This is a genomic window from Aeromicrobium sp. REDSEA-S38_B2 (assembly GCF_001628525.1).
In the GTDB taxonomy this organism is placed as follows: Bacteria; Actinomycetota; Actinomycetes; order Propionibacteriales; family Nocardioidaceae; genus Aeromicrobium; species Aeromicrobium erythreum.
On sequence record NZ_LUNH01000073.1, the window covers coordinates 1 to 17,824 of the forward strand.

The 17,824-nt window shown below is 73.0% G+C and carries 16 protein-coding genes; 5 read left to right on the forward strand and 11 right to left on the reverse strand.

What is annotated here, in order from left to right; genetic code table 11:
- Positions 1-316 precede the first annotated feature (316 nt).
- The 5 genes from A6Q81_RS13700 to leuA form a co-directional block, all read right to left on the reverse strand.
- Positions 317-631, reverse strand: a complete 315-nt coding sequence (locus A6Q81_RS13700; protein WP_286690803.1) for a hypothetical protein — start codon at positions 629-631, stop codon at positions 317-319.
- Between the two features lie 62 nt (positions 632-693).
- The gene (locus tag A6Q81_RS13705; RefSeq protein WP_286690804.1) at positions 694-1,872 is read right to left on the reverse strand and encodes a 2-oxoadipate dioxygenase/decarboxylase family protein; all 1,179 of its coding nucleotides are present in this window, start codon (positions 1,870-1,872) and stop codon (positions 694-696) included.
- A gap of 55 nt (positions 1,873-1,927) precedes the next feature.
- A complete protein-coding gene (gene amaB, locus A6Q81_RS13710) occupies positions 1,928-3,460 on the reverse strand; it encodes an L-piperidine-6-carboxylate dehydrogenase (RefSeq protein WP_286690805.1) in 1,533 nt (510 codons plus the stop codon).
- The gene (locus A6Q81_RS13715; protein WP_067858704.1) at positions 3,457-4,548 is read right to left on the reverse strand and encodes a saccharopine dehydrogenase C-terminal domain-containing protein; all 1,092 of its coding nucleotides are present in this window, start codon (positions 4,546-4,548) and stop codon (positions 3,457-3,459) included. Before A6Q81_RS13715 ends, amaB begins: the two co-directional genes overlap by 4 nt.
- Positions 4,549-4,826: 278 nt before the next feature.
- The gene (gene leuA / locus A6Q81_RS13720; protein ID WP_067858707.1) at positions 4,827-6,593 is read right to left on the reverse strand and encodes a 2-isopropylmalate synthase; all 1,767 of its coding nucleotides are present in this window, start codon (positions 6,591-6,593) and stop codon (positions 4,827-4,829) included.
- A gap of 194 nt (positions 6,594-6,787) precedes the next feature.
- Here leuA and A6Q81_RS13725 point away from each other — a divergent pair, with 194 nt between their 5' ends.
- A complete protein-coding gene (locus tag A6Q81_RS13725; RefSeq protein ID WP_067858710.1) occupies positions 6,788-7,837 on the forward strand; it encodes a glutathione S-transferase C-terminal domain-containing protein in 1,050 nt (349 codons plus the stop codon).
- 24 nt (positions 7,838-7,861) lie between these two features.
- On the opposite strand, the gene A6Q81_RS13730 is transcribed toward A6Q81_RS13725, so the two are convergent.
- On the reverse strand, positions 7,862-8,599 hold the full coding sequence (locus tag A6Q81_RS13730; protein WP_067858713.1) for an IclR family transcriptional regulator: 738 nt from the start codon (positions 8,597-8,599) through the stop codon (positions 7,862-7,864).
- Between the two features lie 145 nt (positions 8,600-8,744).
- Between A6Q81_RS13730 and A6Q81_RS13735 the strand changes: the two genes are divergently transcribed.
- Together A6Q81_RS13735 and A6Q81_RS13740 are read left to right on the forward strand one after the other, a co-directional pair.
- Positions 8,745-10,082, forward strand: a complete 1,338-nt coding sequence (locus tag A6Q81_RS13735) for an SLC13 family permease (RefSeq protein ID WP_286690806.1) — start codon at positions 8,745-8,747, stop codon at positions 10,080-10,082.
- Between the two features lie 174 nt (positions 10,083-10,256).
- On the forward strand, positions 10,257-11,357 hold the full coding sequence (locus A6Q81_RS13740) for an AMP-binding protein (protein ID WP_286690807.1): 1,101 nt from the start codon (positions 10,257-10,259) through the stop codon (positions 11,355-11,357).
- Positions 11,358-11,365: 8 nt separating this feature from the next.
- Here the strand turns inward: A6Q81_RS13740 and A6Q81_RS13745 are convergent, their stop codons facing one another.
- The 5 genes from A6Q81_RS13745 to A6Q81_RS13765 form a co-directional block, all read right to left on the reverse strand.
- Positions 11,366-13,537, reverse strand: coding sequence for a transglutaminase TgpA family protein (locus A6Q81_RS13745; protein ID WP_067858722.1), 2,172 nt, complete (start codon positions 13,535-13,537; stop codon positions 11,366-11,368).
- A complete protein-coding gene (locus A6Q81_RS13750) occupies positions 13,524-14,783 on the reverse strand; it encodes a DUF58 domain-containing protein (protein ID WP_286690808.1) in 1,260 nt (419 codons plus the stop codon). Before A6Q81_RS13750 ends, A6Q81_RS13745 begins: the two co-directional genes overlap by 14 nt.
- Positions 14,784-14,805: 22 nt before the next feature.
- The gene (locus A6Q81_RS13755; protein WP_144433761.1) at positions 14,806-15,747 is read right to left on the reverse strand and encodes an AAA family ATPase; all 942 of its coding nucleotides are present in this window, start codon (positions 15,745-15,747) and stop codon (positions 14,806-14,808) included.
- 165 nt (positions 15,748-15,912) lie between these two features.
- Positions 15,913-16,644 carry an aquaporin Z gene (gene aqpZ / locus A6Q81_RS13760; protein WP_286690809.1) on the reverse strand — a complete coding sequence of 244 codons (732 nt, stop codon included), beginning with the start codon at positions 16,642-16,644 and terminating at the stop codon, positions 15,913-15,915.
- Between the two features lie 47 nt (positions 16,645-16,691).
- A complete protein-coding gene (locus A6Q81_RS13765) occupies positions 16,692-16,835 on the reverse strand; it encodes a hypothetical protein (RefSeq protein WP_286690810.1) in 144 nt (47 codons plus the stop codon).
- A gap of 180 nt (positions 16,836-17,015) precedes the next feature.
- On the opposite strand from A6Q81_RS13765, the gene A6Q81_RS13770 reads away from it, so the two are divergent.
- Both A6Q81_RS13770 and A6Q81_RS13775 read left to right on the forward strand, forming a co-directional pair.
- Positions 17,016-17,525, forward strand: coding sequence for a flavodoxin family protein (locus tag A6Q81_RS13770; RefSeq protein ID WP_067858734.1), 510 nt, complete (start codon positions 17,016-17,018; stop codon positions 17,523-17,525).
- A gap of 40 nt (positions 17,526-17,565) precedes the next feature.
- Positions 17,566-17,824 (forward strand): hypothetical protein (locus tag A6Q81_RS13775; RefSeq protein WP_286690811.1); only part of this gene is annotated, 259 nt, incomplete at its 3' end.

Genomic DNA, 17,824 nt, shown 5'->3' on the forward strand with positions numbered 1-17,824 from the left:
TATCGAGACCACCCCGCAACGGCCCAGCGTGGCTCGACTCCCAGCGCCCGCTTGGAATGGTCTCGATACGTCTCCGCCAGCTCCTCCGTCGCGGCGTCGACTACTCGACCAGCGAACCCCCCGCTGGTCGAGTAGTCAGGACGGCGAGCGCCAGCGAGCGCGTCGCTGCGTATCGAGACCACCCCGCAACGGCCCAGCGTGGCTCGACTCCCAGCGCCCGCTTGGAATGGTCTCGATAGGACCGACCGAGCTCCTTCGTCGCCGGTCGGCCTACTCGACCAGCGGGCTCCCCGATGGTCGGGCTGCGGGGTCGAGGTCAGCCGGCGGCCTGCTGGAGGTCGCACTCGGCGATCAGTCGCTCCTCCACGGCGACGAGGGCATCGCGGTCGTCCTGGGTCGTCACGGGGCGGTCGGCACGGTCGACCAGCCCGAGGAGCGCGGTGTCGGAGAGGTCGGACTCCACGAACACCCGGGCGGAGCAGTCGGCGTTCTCGGCCTCGATGCTGGAGATCCGTCCGTCGCGGATCGCGTCGGCGACGTCGTCGACGCTCGGTCGTACGCCGCTGCCGCAGGCCGCCACGGCGAGCAGGGTGAAGGCCAGGAGCCCCACGGGGGCGGTGTGTCGATGCACGGGTCCTCCGATCGGTTCGCCCGCATCCTAGGGACGCGCGGCCGGAGGCGGCAACGGTCGGGTCAGCGGGTGGGGAACCGGTAGACCTCGCCGGCACGCTCGGCCTCGTAGAGCGCGTACGGGTCGTGCAGGGTGCGGTCGAGGGCGTCCTGCATCCAGGCGGCGTCGCGCGACGAGGCGCGCTGGCGGGCGTCGGCCGTGCCGTCGCTGGTGAGGTTCGACGCGAAGATGCCCGCCGCCGACTTCGGCAGGAAGTCCTCGTACACGATCGGCTGCAGCCGACCCTGGTCGTCGCGCCGGTAGTAGGCCAGGCCCTGCGCGTGCAGCTCCTCCTCGGTGCGCGGGAAGGCGCGGAAGCCCCGACCGTCGTAGAGGTCGCGGCCGGCGGGCGTCAGCGCGACGCCCCGGGCCTCGACCTCGCCGAACCGCACCCGCAGGTGCGCGTCGACGACCGAGCCGTCGGGCTCGCGGAAGCGGCGGGGCTCGGCGAGCGCACGGAACGACGTCTGGCGCAGCAGAACGTCGACGCCCTCCCCCGGCTCGACCCGCGGCGGGCCCTGGATGCGGTCGATCATCTCGATGCCGAGGTCGCCCATGCGCGCGTAGAGCGCGTCGATGTCGAGCACGCGGGGCGTGAGGTGGTTGATGTGCGTGGAGCCGACGCCGCCGATGTCGGCCGCGACGCTCGAGATCGACTCGAGGTGCTCGTACCAGGCACGGTCGACCGGCTCGTCGGACAACGCGAACGACGCGGTCGCCAGCTCCAGGAACCGGTCGGCCCGCTCGAACGTCAGGTCGCCCTCGGACTCCATCTGGTCGGCCAGCTCGAGCAACTCGGCGGGGAAGAGCGTGCGGGCGTCGAGGAACTCGCGCAGCCGCGCCTCGGTGCGCTCGTCGAAGAAGCGGCGGTCATCGACGACGAGCACCGACGTGAAGACGCGGAACGGGTTCTCCGCCAGCTCAGCGCGTGCCAGGGGCCGGAACGCCGTGCTGACCACGGGGATCGGCGGGGTCGCCTCGCGCAGGTCGTAGAACCCGACGGGGTACATGCCGCAGGCACCGAAGATCCGCGCCACCTGCGCCAGCTCCGCCTCGGTGCCGACCCGGATGGCACCGTGCCGCTCGGCCGTGACGCGACGGATCGAGCCGAGCCGTTCGGCGTCGCCGCCGCGGCGGGGCCGTAGAGCTCGGAGAGGTTCGCCGCCAGGTCCGCGCGCAAGCGCGTGGGCGAGACGGCCCACCTGTGGCCGCCCTCGGCTTCGACCTCCTCCGACACCCGGAGGTACCGGAAGCGGCTCACACGAACTCCACGCCCTGAGCCAGCGGCAGCTCGGTGGAGTAGTTCACCGTGTTCGTCGCGCGGCGCATGTAGGCGCGCCACGCGTCGGAGCCCGACTCGCGACCGCCGCCGGTGTCCTTCTCCCCGCCGAACGCGCCACCGATCTCGGCACCCGAGGGGCCGATGTTGACGTTGGCGATGCCGCAGTCGGAGCCGACCGCCGACACGAACGTCTCGGCCTCGCGCACGTCGAGGGTGAAGATCGAGGACGACAGGCCCTGGGCGACGTCGTTGTGCAGGGCCAGGGCATCGACGAACGAGGAGTAGGTGAGCACGTAGAGGATCGGCGCGAACGTCTCCTCCTTCACGACGTCGGTCTGGCCGGGCATGTCGACGATGGCGGGCTGCACGTAGTAGCCGCCGCCGGTCGCGTCGCTGGCGGCGACGTCCTGCGCGCCGCCGGTGACGAGCGTGCCGCCGTCGGCCTGGGCACGGCTGATCGCGTCGCCGAACGCCCGGAACGACGCCTCGTCGACCAGGGGCCCGACGAGCGTGGTCGGCTCCAGCGGCGAGCCGATCGGCAGCGTCGCGTACGCCTTCGCCAGCCGCTCCACCAGCTCGTCCTTGATGCTCTCGTGCACGATCACGCGACGCAGCGACGTGCAGCGCTGGCCGGCCGTGCCGACGGCGGAGAACACGATGCCGCGCACGGCGAGGTCGAGGTCGGCGCTGGGCGCCACGACGGCGGCGTTGTTGCCGCCGAGCTCGAGCAGCGAGCGGCCCAGGCGGGCGGCCACGCGCGGCGCGACCTCCTTGCCCATCCGGGTGGAGCCGGTGGCCGAGACGAGCGGCACGCGCGGGTCGTCGACGAGCGCCTCGCCGACCTCACGGGCGCCGAGCACGACCTGCGACAGGTGCTCCGGCGCGCCGGCGCGGCGGGCCGCCTCGTCGGCGAGGGCCTGGCATGCGAGGGCGGTCAGCATCGTCTTCTCCGACGGCTTCCACACCACGGCGTCGCCGCAGACGAACGCGAGCGCCGCGTTCCACGACCACACCGCGACCGGGAAGTTGAAGGCGCTGATGACGCCGACGACGCCCAGCGGGTGCCACTGCTCCATCATCCGGTGCCCAGGACGCTCGGTGGCGATCGTCAGCCCGTGCAGCTGGCGGGAGAGCCCGACCGCGAGGTCGCAGATGTCGATCATCTCCTGCACCTCACCCAGACCCTCGCTCAGGATCTTCCCGGCCTCGATGCTCACCAGCGCGCCGAGGTCGTCCTTGTGCTCGCGGAGCAGCTCGCCCAGCTCGCGCACGAACTGGCCGCGCACCGGCGCCGGGACGCTGCGCCACTGCAGGAAGGCGTCGTGCGCGCGGCCCACCGCGTCGCCGACGTCGGCGGCCGAGTGCGACGCGAGCCGACCGATCTCGTGGCCGTCGATCGGCGACGTCGCGGGCAGGTCGCGCTGCGCCCCCTCGGGAACGGCGTCGAAGGGATTGCCGGCGCCGAGGCGCTGCAGGATCTCGAGGGCGCGGGTGGTGACGTCGCTCATGCGGGAGAGACCTTTCCGTGGGAGGCGAACAGCTGTCCGGAGGTGGTGGCGAAGAGGTCGTCGAGGCGGATGTCCTCCTGGGCGACGAAGCCGGCGTGCGGCAGGCCGCCGTCGGCGACGAGCTCGACGACGGAGACGGCTGAGGCGGCGGTGGTCCAGCTGATGGCGCGCCAGGTGCGACCCTCGATCTCGATCGGCAGGTAGCCGCGCACGTAGTTCTCGCGGAACGGCTGGCCGGCCTTCGTGCCCTCGACGGCGGCGTGCAGGTAGACGATGTCGTCGTTCACGGGCGGCTTGGCGTCGACGAGGATCCGGCCGACCTCCTCGCGACGCTCGCGCAGGTTGAGCTCGTCGAACAGGAAGTGCATCTGCTCGAAGTGGCCCGGGTAGCGCAGGGTCTTGTAGTCGAGCCGGCTCACGCGGCCCTCGTACGTCTGGCACATCGTGCCGAGACCACCGGAGGTCAGCGCGGCCTCCAGCTCGATGCCGCCGATGAAGACGCGCTCCTTCTCGGTCATGGCCGGCACCATCTGACGGCGGCCGGAGCGCAGCACCTCGCAGTCGTTGAGGTACTCGTTGACGACGCCCTCGGCCGACCAGTTGAACGCGTAGCCGAGCAGGCCGGTCGGGTTCTGCGGCAGGGCGCCGACCTTGAGCTCGATGTTGCGGATCTGCTCGAAGCCCTGCGCGAGCGAGGCACCGACGATGCCGATCAGCCCGGGCGCCAGGCCGCACTGCGGCACGAACGCCGACTCGGGGCGCTGGCGGCTCAGCTCCACGACGCGGTTCGTCGTCGGGACGTCCTCGGTGAGGTCGAAGTAGTGCGTGCTGGTGTCGTACGCGGCCTCGGCGACGGCGATGTTCAGGTGGTAGGGCAGGCACGACACGACGGCGTCGACGTCGGTGAGCGCCTTGCGGACGGCGGTGGCGTCGGCGACGTCGACCACGTGGGAGGCGAAGTGGAGGTCGTCGCGCGGGGCGGCGTCGTAGCCGACGACGTCGAACTGCGCGCGGACGAGCAGGTCGGCCACCAGCTCGCCGACCTTCCCGAGACCGAACACCGCCACGGTGTTGAGCGAACGGGACACGGGACCTCCTGGGGCCGGCGACGGATCGCGTCGCGTGAGTGTGGCGTCGAGGGGTGCTCGACGTCACACGATGCTAGCCAGCGGGAGGCCCCGTGTCTGTACCGGCTGGACGGTCCAGTGATGACGATCCGGTGAAGTTCGTCGGACCGACCGTCCTCCCCCGCTGGGCGCGACGTTCGCGGGCCGGATCGGGTCGCGACGACACCGAAACGTCACACTCAGCGGGGAGGGAGCAGGGCCTGGCGGGGGTGCCTGGCGGGGGCGCGGAGCAGACCGGGCTAGACGGCGGGGATGGTCTGGGCCGCGGCGCGGTTGGCGGCGGAGACGACGGCCCGCAGCGAGGCGGTGACGATGTTGGCGTGGATGCCCACGCCCCACACGATCTCGCCGGCGATCTCGGCCTCGACGTAGGCGGCGGCAAGGGCGTCGCCGCCAGCCGACAGCGCGTGCTCGGTGTAGTCGAGCACCCGGATGTCGGCCCCGGCCTGACGCATGCCGTCGACGAAGGCGTCGACGGGACCGTTGCCCTCGCCCTTGAAGGAGCGCTCCTCCCCGCGGACGACGAGGTCGACGACCTGCTGGTCGTGACCGTCCGACGACGTGGTGGAGGTGAAGGTCACGAGGGAGTAGGGCTCCTCGCGCTCGAGGTACTCCTGGCTGAACGCCGTCCAGATGCCGTCGGCGGAGATCTCGCCCGCCTCGCCCTCGGTGAGGCCCTGCACGACCCGGCTGAACTCGATCTGCAGGCGACGCGGCAGGTCGAGCTGGTGCTCGGTCTTCAGCAGGTAAGAGACGCCGCCCTTGCCGGACTGGCTGTTGACGCGGATGACGGCCTCGTAGGTGCGGCCGACGTCGTGCGGGTCGATGGGCAGGTAGGGCGCCTCCCACGGCACCTCGGACACGTCGACGCCCTGCTCGGCGGCGATCCGGTCGAGGTCCTCCAGGCCCTTCTTGATGGCGTCCTGGTGGGAGCCGGAGAAGGCGGTGTAGACGAGGTCGCCCGCGTACGGGTGGCGCGGGTGCACCGGCAGGCTCGTGCAGTACTCGACGGTGCGGCGCACCTCGTCGATGCCGATGCCGCCGGCGGTGAAGTCGACCTGCGGGTCGATGCCCTGGCTGAACAGGTTCATGCCGACGGTGACGAGGTCGACGTTGCCGGTGCGCTCGCCGTGGCCGAAGAGGCACCCCTCGACGCGGTCCGCTCCGGCCATCAGCGCCAGCTCGGTGGCGGCGACGGCGGTGCCGCGGTCGTTGTGCGGGTGCAGGCTGATGGCGACGTTCTCGCGGTGCTCGACGTTGCGGCCGAACCACTCGATCTGGTCGGCGTAGGTGTTCGGGGTGGCCATCTCGACGGTGGCCGGCAGGTTGAGGATGATCTCGCGACCGTCCTCGGGCTGCCAGACGTCCATGACCGCGTTGCAGACCTCGACGCTGAACTCCAGCTCGGCGCCGGTGAAGATCTCGGGGCTGTACTGGTAGCCGAACGCGGTGCCCGGCATGTTCTGCTCGGCGTGCTTCATGACGAGCTCGGTGCCGCGGGTGGCGATGGCGCGCACCTCGTCCTTCGAGGCGTGGAAGACGACGCGGCGGAACAGCGGCGCGACGGCGTTGTAGAGGTGGATGTTGGCGCGCCGGGCGCCGGTCAGCGCCTGCGTGGTCCGCTCGATGAGGTCCTCGCGGGCCTGGGTCAGGACCGAGATCGTGACGTCGTCGGGGATGACGTCGTCCTCGATCAGCGAGCGCACGAACGCGAAGTCGGTCTCGCTGGCCGACGGGAACCCGACCTCGATCTCCTGGTAGCCCATGCGCACGAGCAGCTCGAACATGCGGCGCTTGCGCACCGGGGTCATGGGGTCGATGAGGGCCTGGTTGCCGTCGCGCAGGTCGGTGGAGAGCCAGCGCGGGGCCTTCGTGATCGTCTGGGACGGCCAGGTGCGGTCGGGCAGGTCGATGGGCGCGAACGGGCGGTAGCGGCCGAACGGCATCGGCGACGCCTTCTGCGGCGCGACGACGTTGCTGGGCAGTCCGGTGCGGTGCGTGGTCATGTCGGTGTCTTCCTCGGGGTGCTCGTCAGGTCGTTGCGGTCGGTGCATGACGAACTCCGCGCCGAGGGGCCCGACCTAGTGGACCTCGACGCGGCAGAGAAGGAGTCGGCTCGCGTACATCGCGGCCAGCCTACCCCACCGTCCGCGGGGACCACCACGCTGCAGCGGTGGGCGGGCTCGGACAGACTGGGGTCATGAGCAGCGACACCAGCAGCGAGGACCAGTCCACGGCGGGCTCCTACGTCACGAGCGGCCAGGAGTTCGACCGCGACATGAACTACATCCCCGACCGCATCACGCGGCAGGGGGGCGCCCCGGTCGACGACCGCGCGGGCACCGGCAAGCCGCCCGTGGACGACGCGCCGACCTGGCCCGTCGAGGCCGGCCGCTACCGGCTCGTCGCCGCGCTCGCGTGCCCCTGGGCGACGCGCACCGTCATCGTGCGCCGCCTCCTCGGGCTGGAGGACGCGCTGTCGCTCGGGCTCGCCGGCCCCACGCACGACAAGCGCAGCTGGACCTTCGACCTCGATCCCGACGGGGTCGACCCGGTGCTCGGCATCCCGCGCCTGCAGGACGCGTACTTCGCGCGCTACCCCGACTACCCGCGCGGCATCACGGTGCCCGCCGTCGTCGAGGTCGAGAGCGGCAAGGTCGTCACGAACGACTTCCCGTGGATCACCCACGACTTCTTCTTCGAGTGGACCGACCACCACCGCGAGGGTGCGCCCGACCTGTGGCCCGACGCGACCCGCGACGAGATGGAGGAGGTCATGCACCGTGTGTTCACCGAGGTGAACAACGGCGTGTACCGCTGCGGCTTCGCCGGTTCGCAGGAGGCCTACGACTCCGCGTACGACCGGCTCTGGACCGCGCTCGACTGGCTCGAGGAGCGGCTGACGACGCGTCGCTACCTCATGGGCGACACCATCACCGAGGCCGACGTGCGGCTCTTCACGACGCTGGCGCGCTTCGACCCCGTCTACCACGGCCACTTCAAGGCCAACCGTCAGACGCTCGCCACGATGCCGGCGCTGTGGGGCTACGCGCGCGACCTCTACCAGACGCCCGGCTTCGGCGACGCGACCGACTTCGAGCAGATCAAGCAGCACTACTACGTGGTGCAGACCGACATCAACCCGACGAGCGTCGTCCCGAAGGGCCCCGACCTCTCCGGCTGGACGACCGCACACCACCGCGAGGAGCTCGGCGGGTCGCCGTTCGGCGACGGCACGCCGCCCAGCTGAGCGAGCGGGCGGGGCGGGCGCGGGTCAGAGGAGTCGGCCCAGGCGGCGCGCCGACTCCACCACCTGCGTCCCGAGCTCCTCGAAGCGCGCGGGCACGATGCGGATCGAGGGTCCCGACACCGACAGGGCCCCCACGACGCCGGTGCGCGAGACGATGGGCGCCCCGAGCGAGCTGATACCGGTCGACAGGCCGTTCTCGTTGATCGAGTACCCGCGGTCTCGGATGGCGACGAGCTCGGCGCGGATCGCGTCGGGGTCGACGAGCGACGCCGGGGTCCGCGGCTCGAGCGGGCCGGCGAGGTAGCGCTCGACCACGTCGTCGGGGCAGGCCGACAGGTAGGCCAGACCGGTGGCGGAGGCGTGCAGCGGGATCCGCTCCCCCAGCGGCAGGAACGCGCGGAGGGCGTGGGAGGTGTCGAGCCGCTCGAGCAGCACCAGCACGTCGCCGTCGGGGGCGCAGAGGTGCACGGTCTCGGTCGTGACCAGCTGCAGGTCGCTCATGAGCGGCAGCGCGAGGTCGCGCAGGCTCTGGCGACCTCCGGCGCCGCCACACACGGACAGCGCGCGCAGGCTCATCGACCAGCGCGCGCTCGTGCCGCCGGACGACTCCACCCAGCCGACCTCCTGCAGCGTCTGCAGGCAGCGGTGCACGGTGCTCTTCGGCAGGTCCGCGGCCCGGGCGAGCTCGGACAGCCCGACCGGCTGGAGCTCGGCTACGCGCTCGAGCACCGAGAACGCGGTCACCACGCTGGCGGTCGTCACAGGCTCCTCCTCGGGCTCAGCACGGGCAGGTCCAGGCACTTGCCCTGCAACGCGCGTGTGCTCTACGTTACACGCCCGTCCCGGCCTACGGCCCACTGTTCCACCTGATGGACCGACCGGGAGCCGTCCCCCACCTGGAGGCGCCATGACCGCCCAGCTCGTCGCCCTCGGCATCTTCGTCGCCGTGTTCGCGATCGCCGCAGCCCGCAACGTCAACATCGGCATCGTCCTGTTCCCCGTGGCCGCGCTCGTCGGCCTGTGGATCGCCGACCTCAGCCTGGAGGAGGTGGTCGCGGGGTTCCCGCTGTCGATCCTCGTGCTGCTCGTGGGCGTCACCTACTTCTTCGGCATCGCCCACAGCAACGGCACCATCGACTGGCTGATCGAGACGTCGCTGGCGCGGGTCGGCGACCGGGACGCCGCGCTGCCCACCACGTTCTTCGCGCTGACCGCCCTCGTGTCGGCCATGGGCGCTCCGCTCGGCGGGCTCGTCATGGCCCCGATGGGCATGAGCGTCGCGCACCGTCGCGGCATCGACCCCATGCTCATGGCGCTGTCGATGGGCTGCGGGCTCAGCGCCGGCGCGTTCGCCCCCACCAGCCTGTTCGGCATCATCACGTGGGGCACCGCCGACGCGGCAGGCATCGCGCTCAGCCCGCTGCTGCTCTTCGCGGTGGCCGTGGTGATCAACCTGGTCCTGCTGGCCGTGGCGCACGTGCTGTTCGGCCGCGGTCGACGCCGTGCGGAGGCGCCGCGCCTGGAGCGCGCCCTGGTCGCGCGAGGTGCCGCGCTGCCGGAGTACGGCCAGTCCTCGCTCTCCCTCGACGACGACGCCCCGGCGGAGGTCCGCTCGCCCGGTCGGGCGACGCCGCACCAGGTGCTCACGCTCGTGCTGATGGTCGCGCTCGTCGTGGCCGTCGTGGTGATGGCGCTCGGCGGCCTCGAGCCCGACATCGGCGTCATCGGCTTCGGCCTGGGTGCGTTGCTGGCGCTGGTCGACCCGGCGGCGGGGAAGGCTGCCATGAGCCGGATCGACTGGGGCTCGGTGCTCCTGGTCGGCGGCATCATCACCTACGTCGGCGTGCTGACGCAGATGGGCGTGATCGACCTCATCGGCGAGCGCGCCGCGCACGTCGGCGCACCCGTCGTGGCGGCACTGCTGCTGTGCGCGGCGGCCGGCCTCATCTCGGCCTTCGCGTCGACGACCGGGATGCTCGCCGCGCTGGTCCCCCTCGCCCTGCCGCTCATCGCCGACGGAGGCATCCCCGGCTGGGCGATGATCTGCGCCATCGGCGTCTGCGCGTCGATCGTCGACGTGTCGCCGTTCTCGACCGTGGGCGCCACCTACGTCGCCACGACCGTCGACCCGGACGCGCGTCCCCGCATGACCAGCCTGCTGACGCGGTGGGGGCTGTCGATGGTCGTCGTCGGTCCCGTCGCCCTGACCCTGACCCTCATCCTCCCTGGCATGGTGCTCTCATGACGTCCTCCTCCCCCACGACCCTGCTCCGTGCGCTGCGCGACCTCGACCTCCCGGACCACCCGGAGGCCGTCGTGGTCGACGGCCGGGCGCTGTCGCGCGCGGGCCTGCGCGAGGTCGCCGTGGCGTTCGCGTCGCGGCTGCCGGACGCCGGGCCGGTGGCTGCCGCTCGTCGAGGTGCCGACCGCCCCGACCGCCGGGGACCGAGGCGTCGACCTGCCCGAGCCGGTGGCGGAGACCGAGACGGCCATCGTGCTCTACACGTCGGGCACCACCGGGGCGCCGAAGGGCGTGGTGCTGAGCCACCGCGCCCTGCGGGCCGGGATCGAGGGCCTGGCCGACGCGTGGGGCTGGACGGGCGACGACGTCGTCGCGCACGGTCTGCCGTTGTTCCACACGCACGGACTCGTGCTGGGCGTGCTCGGGTCGCTGCACCTGGGCTCGCGCGTCGTGCACACCGGCCGCCCGACGCCGCAGGCGTACGCGGCGACGCCCGCCACCGTCTACTTCGGCGTGCCGACCGTCTGGACGCGCGTGGCGCGCGACCCCGAGGCGGCGCGCGCGCTGTCCGGCGCGCGCCTGCTCGTGTCGGGCAGCGCTCCGCTGCCCGTGCCCGTCTTCGAGCGGCTGCGCGAGCTCACGGGCCACGCGCTCGTGGAGCGCTACGGCATGACGGAGACCATGATCACCCTCAGCACGCGGGCCGACGGCGAACGACGCCCCGGCTGGGTCGGCCTGCCGGTGGGCGAGGCCCGCACGCGCCTGCGGGCCGAGGACGGCGGCGAGGTGCCGGCGGACGGCGAGACCGTCGGTCGGCTCGAGGTCAGCGGGCCGATGCTGTTCGACGGCTACCTGAACCTGCCGGAGACGACGGCCGAGGTGCTCGGGTCCGACGGGTGGTTCGCCACGGGCGACCTCGCCGTCGTCGACGCCGACGGCTTCCACCGGATCGTCGGCCGCGAGTCGGTCGACCTGATCAAGTCCGGGGGCTACCGCATCGGCGCCGGCGAGATCGAGACGTCCCTGCTCGCGCTGCCGGAGGTGCAGGAGGTGGCCGTGCTGGGGCTGCCCGACGAGGACCTCGGCCAGCGCATCGTCGCCTACGCGGTGGTCGCGCCCGACGACGCCGACGACGCCCTCGCCGCGCGGATGGTCGAGCACGTCGCGGCGGACCTGTCGTGGCACAAGCGGCCGCGCGAGGTCCGGTTCGTGCCGTCGCTGCCGCGCAACGCGATGGGCAAGGTGCAGAAGAAGCTCATGCTCGACGTGCCGGGCTGAGCCGCGCGTCAGCGTCGACGCAGCAGCGACCGCGGCAGGAGCAACGCCCGCAGCCGCTCCCCGCGCGACCCGGCCGCACGCACCCGGTCGACCACCCGGCGTGCGGCCTCGCGCTCGTCGGCGACGTCGGTGCCCGGCCGGGCGTAGCGCGAGCGCTCGACGGCGGTGAGCACCCGGCGCAGGTCGTCGGGGTCGGCCCGAGGACCGACCACGTCGACGAGGCCGCGCGGCGTCCCGGCCCGCGGCACGGCCAGCCCGACGTCGACGGCCGACGCCTCCACCTCGCGCCACCACGGCTCGGGGTCGGAGGCAGCAAGCCGACGACGTCGCAGCAGGCTGCGCAGCAGACCGGGCAGCAGCGCCGCGAGCAGCAGGACGACCGCGACGGTGAGGGCGGTGCGCGGCGCCGTCGGGGCCTCGGAGTCGGCGGCCGACGCCTCGGTCGTGACCGAGCCCTCCTCCGCGGCGGCATCGCTCGGTCGCTGCGACGGCTGGTCCTGCGGTGCTGCCTGCTCGGTGCTCTCCGGGGTGCCCTCGGGCTCCTCGAAGCCGGTGCGCGACCCGACGCCCGGCGTCGGCTCGAAGCCGACCCAGCCGACGCCGTCGAAGTAGATCTCGGGCCACGCGTGCAGGTCGTCGGACGTCACCTCGTACTCGGTGTTCCCGTCGTCGTCGACCCCGGCGGCCTGGCCGGGCGCGTAGCCGACCGCGATGCGCGACGGCATCCCCAGCTCGCGTGCCATGACCGCCATGGCGGAGGAGAAGTGCACGCAGTAGCCGGCCTTCTCCTCCAGGAACGTGCCGAGCACGCCGACCCCGTTGCCGTCGTAGTCCTCTGCGACCGGCGCGGTCTCGGAGTAGACGAAGTTCTGGCGGAAGTAGTCCTGCAGCGCCATGGCACGGTCGTAGTCGTTGGTGGCGTCGGCCGTGACCTCGCGCGCCGTCGAGGCGACGACCCGCGGCACGTCGTCGGGCAGCGCGGTGTAGTCAAGGGGTACTGCGGTCGGCGACGTGACCAGCGCCCGCATCTGCTCGGCCGTCGGGAGCCGCTCGAGGCTCGTGACCGTGTACTGCTGGTCGCGCGTCGTGGAGCTGTCGGAGCTGATGGTCAGGCCGGTGCGGCGCAGCGACCAGGCCCCGCGCAGACCGTCGACGTCGAGCACCGGGTACGGCACCGGCAGCATGCTGCTGCGCAGGTCGGCGATCCGGATGGTGGTGGTCTCCTGGCTCGTCCGGACCTCCGGCTCGATGCCGATGCGGCTCTCGAACGGGTCGCCGTCGTTCGCCGTCGCCGGACGCCACGTGCGGCCGCGGAAGTCGCGCAGCGTCGCGACCTTGAGGTACGGCGGGTCCTGCAGCGTGGTCGTGTAGCGCGCGGAGACGGTGGTGCTGTTGCGACGTAGGTTCTGGCCCAGCTGCAGCATCGGGTTGATGCCGCGGCCGAACACCTGCGGCGGCGGCTCGCCCCACGGCTTGGCGACGGCGGTGACGTCGGGCAGGACGGGGGGCAGCAGCACGCCGACGAGCAGGGCCGAGCCACCGAGACCGAGGGCCGGCACCAGCGACGCCCAGCCCGCGGACGTCGCTGCCGTGCGGGTGCGCAGGAGCGCGAGCCAGCAGGCGGCCGCCCCGGCGAAGACCCAGAGCGAGGGCGTCTCGCCGGAGACCAGGGCCGGCGCGGCGTAGACCACCAGCAGCACGGCTCCCGTCAAGAAGACGCCGACGCGCAGACGCAGCACGAGGTCGAGCACCAGGACGAGCAGGCCGAAGGCCCCGGCGAGGAGCAGCACGAGCGGGCGCGCGGCCGCCGCCGGCGCGGCCTCCTCCATCACGATCACCTGGGCCCGCGACAGCGCCTCGCCGAGTCCCTGGAAGGTCGAGGTGGTCGGGAGGGGTCCGGCGAACGTCTCGGGGACGAACACCCACCCCAGCACCACCACCAGCACGAGGAGCCCGACCGGGACGGCGAACCGCGGTGCGAGGCTGCCGAGCACCGCGCAGACGAGGGCGACCAGGCCGGCGACCAGTGTGGTGGTCACCCACCAGTCACGACCCTCGACGACCGTGTCGTAGCCCAGCAGGAGCACGGCGAGCGCGCCGACGACGAGGAGCTGGTCGAGCCAGGGGCGCCGCGGCACGGCGGCGGCGCGACGTCGGGTGGAGGCCTCAGGACGCAGCACGGGTGCGACTCACCCCCAGGCGCGACCAGACCTCGGACACGTCGTCGTGGGCGGTGTAGGGGACGTGCCGCCAGCCGGCACGCTCGAGCACCTCGAGCGCCGGTCCGCGCGTCCCGGCGGAGACGAGCGCGAGCACGCTGGTGGCGCCCGCGAGCGCCTCGGTCCAGGCCTGGGCACGCGCGACGTCGGGACGCCCGAGCACGGCCACCACGGTCCGCTCCCCGGGATCGGCGTCGGCAGGGTCGGCGCCCGGCAGCGGCTCGAGCACCGCGAGGTCGACGAGGGCCTCCTCGACGGCCTCGACGTGGTCGAGCTGGCGGTCGACCACGTCGAGCGGCGAGCGGAGGGTGACGGCGAAACCGGCGTGCACGAGGTGGTCGACCATCGACGCCGCGGCGCTGACCGCCCACTCCAGCTCGGGCGAGTACGACCAGCCGTCCCGCTCCCGGGCGGTGCCGAAGGACGCCGCGTCGGGGTCGACGACGACGCCGATCCTCGGGTCGTCCTGCTGCTCCTCCTGGCGCACCATGAGCTCGCCGCGGTGCGCGGTGGCCTTCCAGTGCATCCGCTTCAGCGCGTCGCCGGGCAGGTACGTGCGGGCGACCAGGTCGTCCTCGCCGATGCCGGCGCGGTGTGCCGCGCCCTGGGCGGCGACCCCCTCGTCGAGCCCCCGGGTCGATCCCGCGTCGAGCGCGTGCCGCCGCGGGAGCACCACGAGGTCCTGGGCGTCGCCGAAGGTGTGGCGGCGCAGCACGAGGCCGAACGGGTCGACGACCTCGACCCGCAGCGGCCCGAGCGCGTGCCGACCTCGCCGCAGGCCCTGCACGGGGTAGCGGAACCGCGCCCGCGACCGGCGGGTGCGACTGCCGCCGAGCGGCGGGAGCACGCCGCTGGCATCGGCGCTCAGCCCGTGCGGCACGGTGTCGCTCCAGCGGGCCTCGAGGGCGGGCAGCACCGACAGGTTGGTCACCTCGACGGTGGCGGTCGTGGTGTCGCCCGGCGAGAGCACCTCGGGCGCGAAGCGCCGCTCGACGACGACCCGCGCCTGCCCGAGGAGCACGAAGACGGCCGCCAGCACGACGACGCCCAGCAGCATCGCCGAGACGCTCAGCAGAGCTGGGAGCGACAGCAACGGCGCCGCGGCGAGCAGGACCAGCGACGTCACGAGGAAGCCGGCACCACGACCCGTCAGTCGCAGACCAGGCCAGGCCAGGCCAGGACGGGGCAGCCGTCGCAGCAGCCTCACGCCGTGGTCACCGACCGGTGGCTCATCGGGGCTCCACCGCGCCCTGCGGCACGGGAGTCTCGGCCACGATGCGGCGCACCGTCTCCTCCACGGGCGCCGAGCCCCGGGCCGGGACGAGCCGGTGCGGGAGCACGAGCGGGGCGAGGGCGTCGACGTCGTCGGGCAGCACGTAGTCGCGGTCGTCCAGGTAGGCGCGGGCCTTGGCGACACGCACCAGCTGCAGGGTCGCGCGCGGGCTGGCGCCGAGGCGCAACGCGGCGTCCTCACGCGTGGCGCGCGCGATCGCCACGCAGTACCGCTCGACCGACTCCGACGCGAAGACGGCACGTGCCTGGGCGATCATCACGCGGACGTCGTCGATGGTCACGACCGGCTGCAGCCGGTCGAGGGGGTTGTCGACGTCGCGGTCGCGCAGCATCTCCAGCTCGGCATCGACGTCGGGGTAGCCCATCGAGATCCGGGCGGTGAAGCGGTCGCGCTGGGCCTCGGGCAACGCGTACGTGCCCTCCATCTCGTACGGGTTCTGCGTGGCGATCACGCTGAACGGCGTCGCCAGCCGGTGGGTGCGCCCGTCGACCGTGACCTGCCGCTCCTCCATGGCCTCCAGGAGCGCGGACTGGGTCTTGGGGGAGGCGCGGTTGATCTCGTCGCCGATGACGATGTTCGCGAACACCGCACCGGGCTTGAACTCGAACTCGCCCTTCTGCTGGTTGAACGCCGAGACGCCGGTGACGTCGGAGGGCAGCAGGTCGGGCGTGAACTGGATGCGACGCACGGAGCCGTCGACGCTGCGCGCGAGCGCGCGGGCGAGCACGGTCTTGCCGACGCCGGGGACGTCCTCGATCAGCAGGTGGCCCTCGGCGAGCAGGACCACGACGGCGGTCTGGACCGCCTCGGGCTTGCCGTCGACGACGGACTCGATGTTCGTGAGGACACGGCGGGCGGCGGCTCGGGCGTCGTCCATGGGACTCCCTCGGTCGGTGGCGGGGGGTCGGTCCATCATCCCCTGCTCCCCCCAACGTCGCAGGACGACCAGGAGTTTCCGCCGGGCCTCCCCGTCCCCGCGATGTGCGGACCTGGCGACGGTCTTCCGGGGGAGGACCGACGCCAGGCCGGCACGACGCGTCGACTACTGCGCGTCGGCCGCGTCCTCCTCGTCGTCGCCGAGGAGGGCGGCGTGGGCGAGGCCGGCGATCGCGGCACCGACGACGGGCGCCAGGATGAAGACCCAGACCTGCGAGAGGGCTTCGCCGCCCGCGAACCAGGCCACGCCGAGCGAGCGCGCCGGGTTCACCGACGTGTTGCTGACCGGGATGCTCACGAGGTGGATCAGCGTGAGGGCCAGACCGATGGCGAGGCCCGAGAAGCCGACCGCCGCACGCTTGGACGAGGCGCCGAGGATCACGAAGAGGAAGAAGGCGGTCAGCACGACCTCGGTGACCACGACGGCCCAGAACCCGTAGCCGCCGGGCGAGCGGTCGCCGTAGCCGTTCGTGGCGAAACCGGAGGCGACGGCGTCGAACCCGGGCTTGCCCGAGGCTATGGCGAGCAGGAGCGCACCGGCCACGGTCGCGCCGACCACCTGTGCCGCCGCGTACGCCGGTACGTCCTTCCACGGGAAGCGGCGGGCGGTCGCGAGTCCCACGGACACCGCGGGGTTGAAGTGCCCGCCGGAGACGGGGCCGAACGCGTAGGCGCCGGTGAGGACGGTCAGGCCGAACGCCAGCGCGACGCCGGCGAAGCCGACCTGGTCACCGGCGAGCACCGCGGTGCCGCAGCCGCCGAGGACGAGCCAGAAGGTGCCGAGCGCCTCGGCCGTCAGGCGCTGCGAGGTGGTGAAGACGGGCGTGGTGGTGGACATGGGGCCTCTCTCGTGTCGAGGTGGGGACGGGACGGGGTGCCGGGCGGTCAGCGCCGACGCGACCGGCGCGAGCCGCGGTCGTGGCGATGCTCCTCGAGCTTGCGCTTCGCGATCGGCAGTCCGACGAGCGAGAGCAGCTTCCAGACGAGCCAGCCGAGCAGGGCGAACAGGTTGCGCTTGGGTCGAGCCATCGGGGACTCCTCGGGGAGACGGGTGGTGGGGGACGACGGTGAGAGTGCCGGAGGAGACCGATCGTCACGTCCGACGACATGTGACTCAGGTCACGTCTCCTCGCGCAGGGTCGCGCCAGCGCCGGACGATGCGCGTCCGGCGATACTGGGGGGCATGACTCTCGAGACCCGGACGGCTCGGTGAGCACCCTCCTGCTCGTGCTGCACACGCCCACGGCGGCCACCCGCCTCCTGGGCGAGGAGCTCGCAGCCGGTGCCCAGGACGACGCGATCGAGGGCGTCGACGTCCGGGTCCTCTCCCCCGACACGACCACGGCCGACGACCTCCTCGCGGCGGACGGCCTCGTGCTGCTCTGCCCGGCCAACTTCGGGTACATGTCGGGTCTGCTCAAGGACCTCTTCGACCGGACGTTCCTGGCCGTCGGCGGAGCGCTGGGCGACGACGGCGGCGGGGCCCGCACCGACGCCGGGGGCGGGACCTCCGACGGCGGCCGCCTTCCGTGGGCGCTCTGCGTGCACGGCCGCTACGACGCCGAAGGCGCCGTCCGCTCGGTCGAGTCGATCGCGCAGGCCCTCCCCTGGCGCCGCGTCGCGGCCCCGCTGCAGCTGCTCGGCGACGTCGGCGACGACGAGCGTGCGGCTGCCTACGAGCTCGGCGCGACGGTGGCGGCCCTGCTCGACGTCGGCTGACGCTCACCTCGACCGACCGGTGCCGCCCTAGGCTGACCGGATGGACCTGCTCGTTGCCGCCGCCCTGATGGCCGGCCCGCCATGTGCGCTGGCCACCGTCGGCGTCGGGCCGGTCGTGGTCGCGCAGGCCCGCTCTGCCGGGTGGCGCGTCGCGGTCGTCCTCCTCGCGGTGGCCTCCCTGGCGTCCGCCGCCGTCCTGTGGAGGGCCTGGGGCACAGGCTTCGACGCCGCCGACGGCCTGGGCGAGGAACCGTCGTGGGTCGGTCCCGCGCTGCAGGGTGGTGCGGTCGTCTGGACGC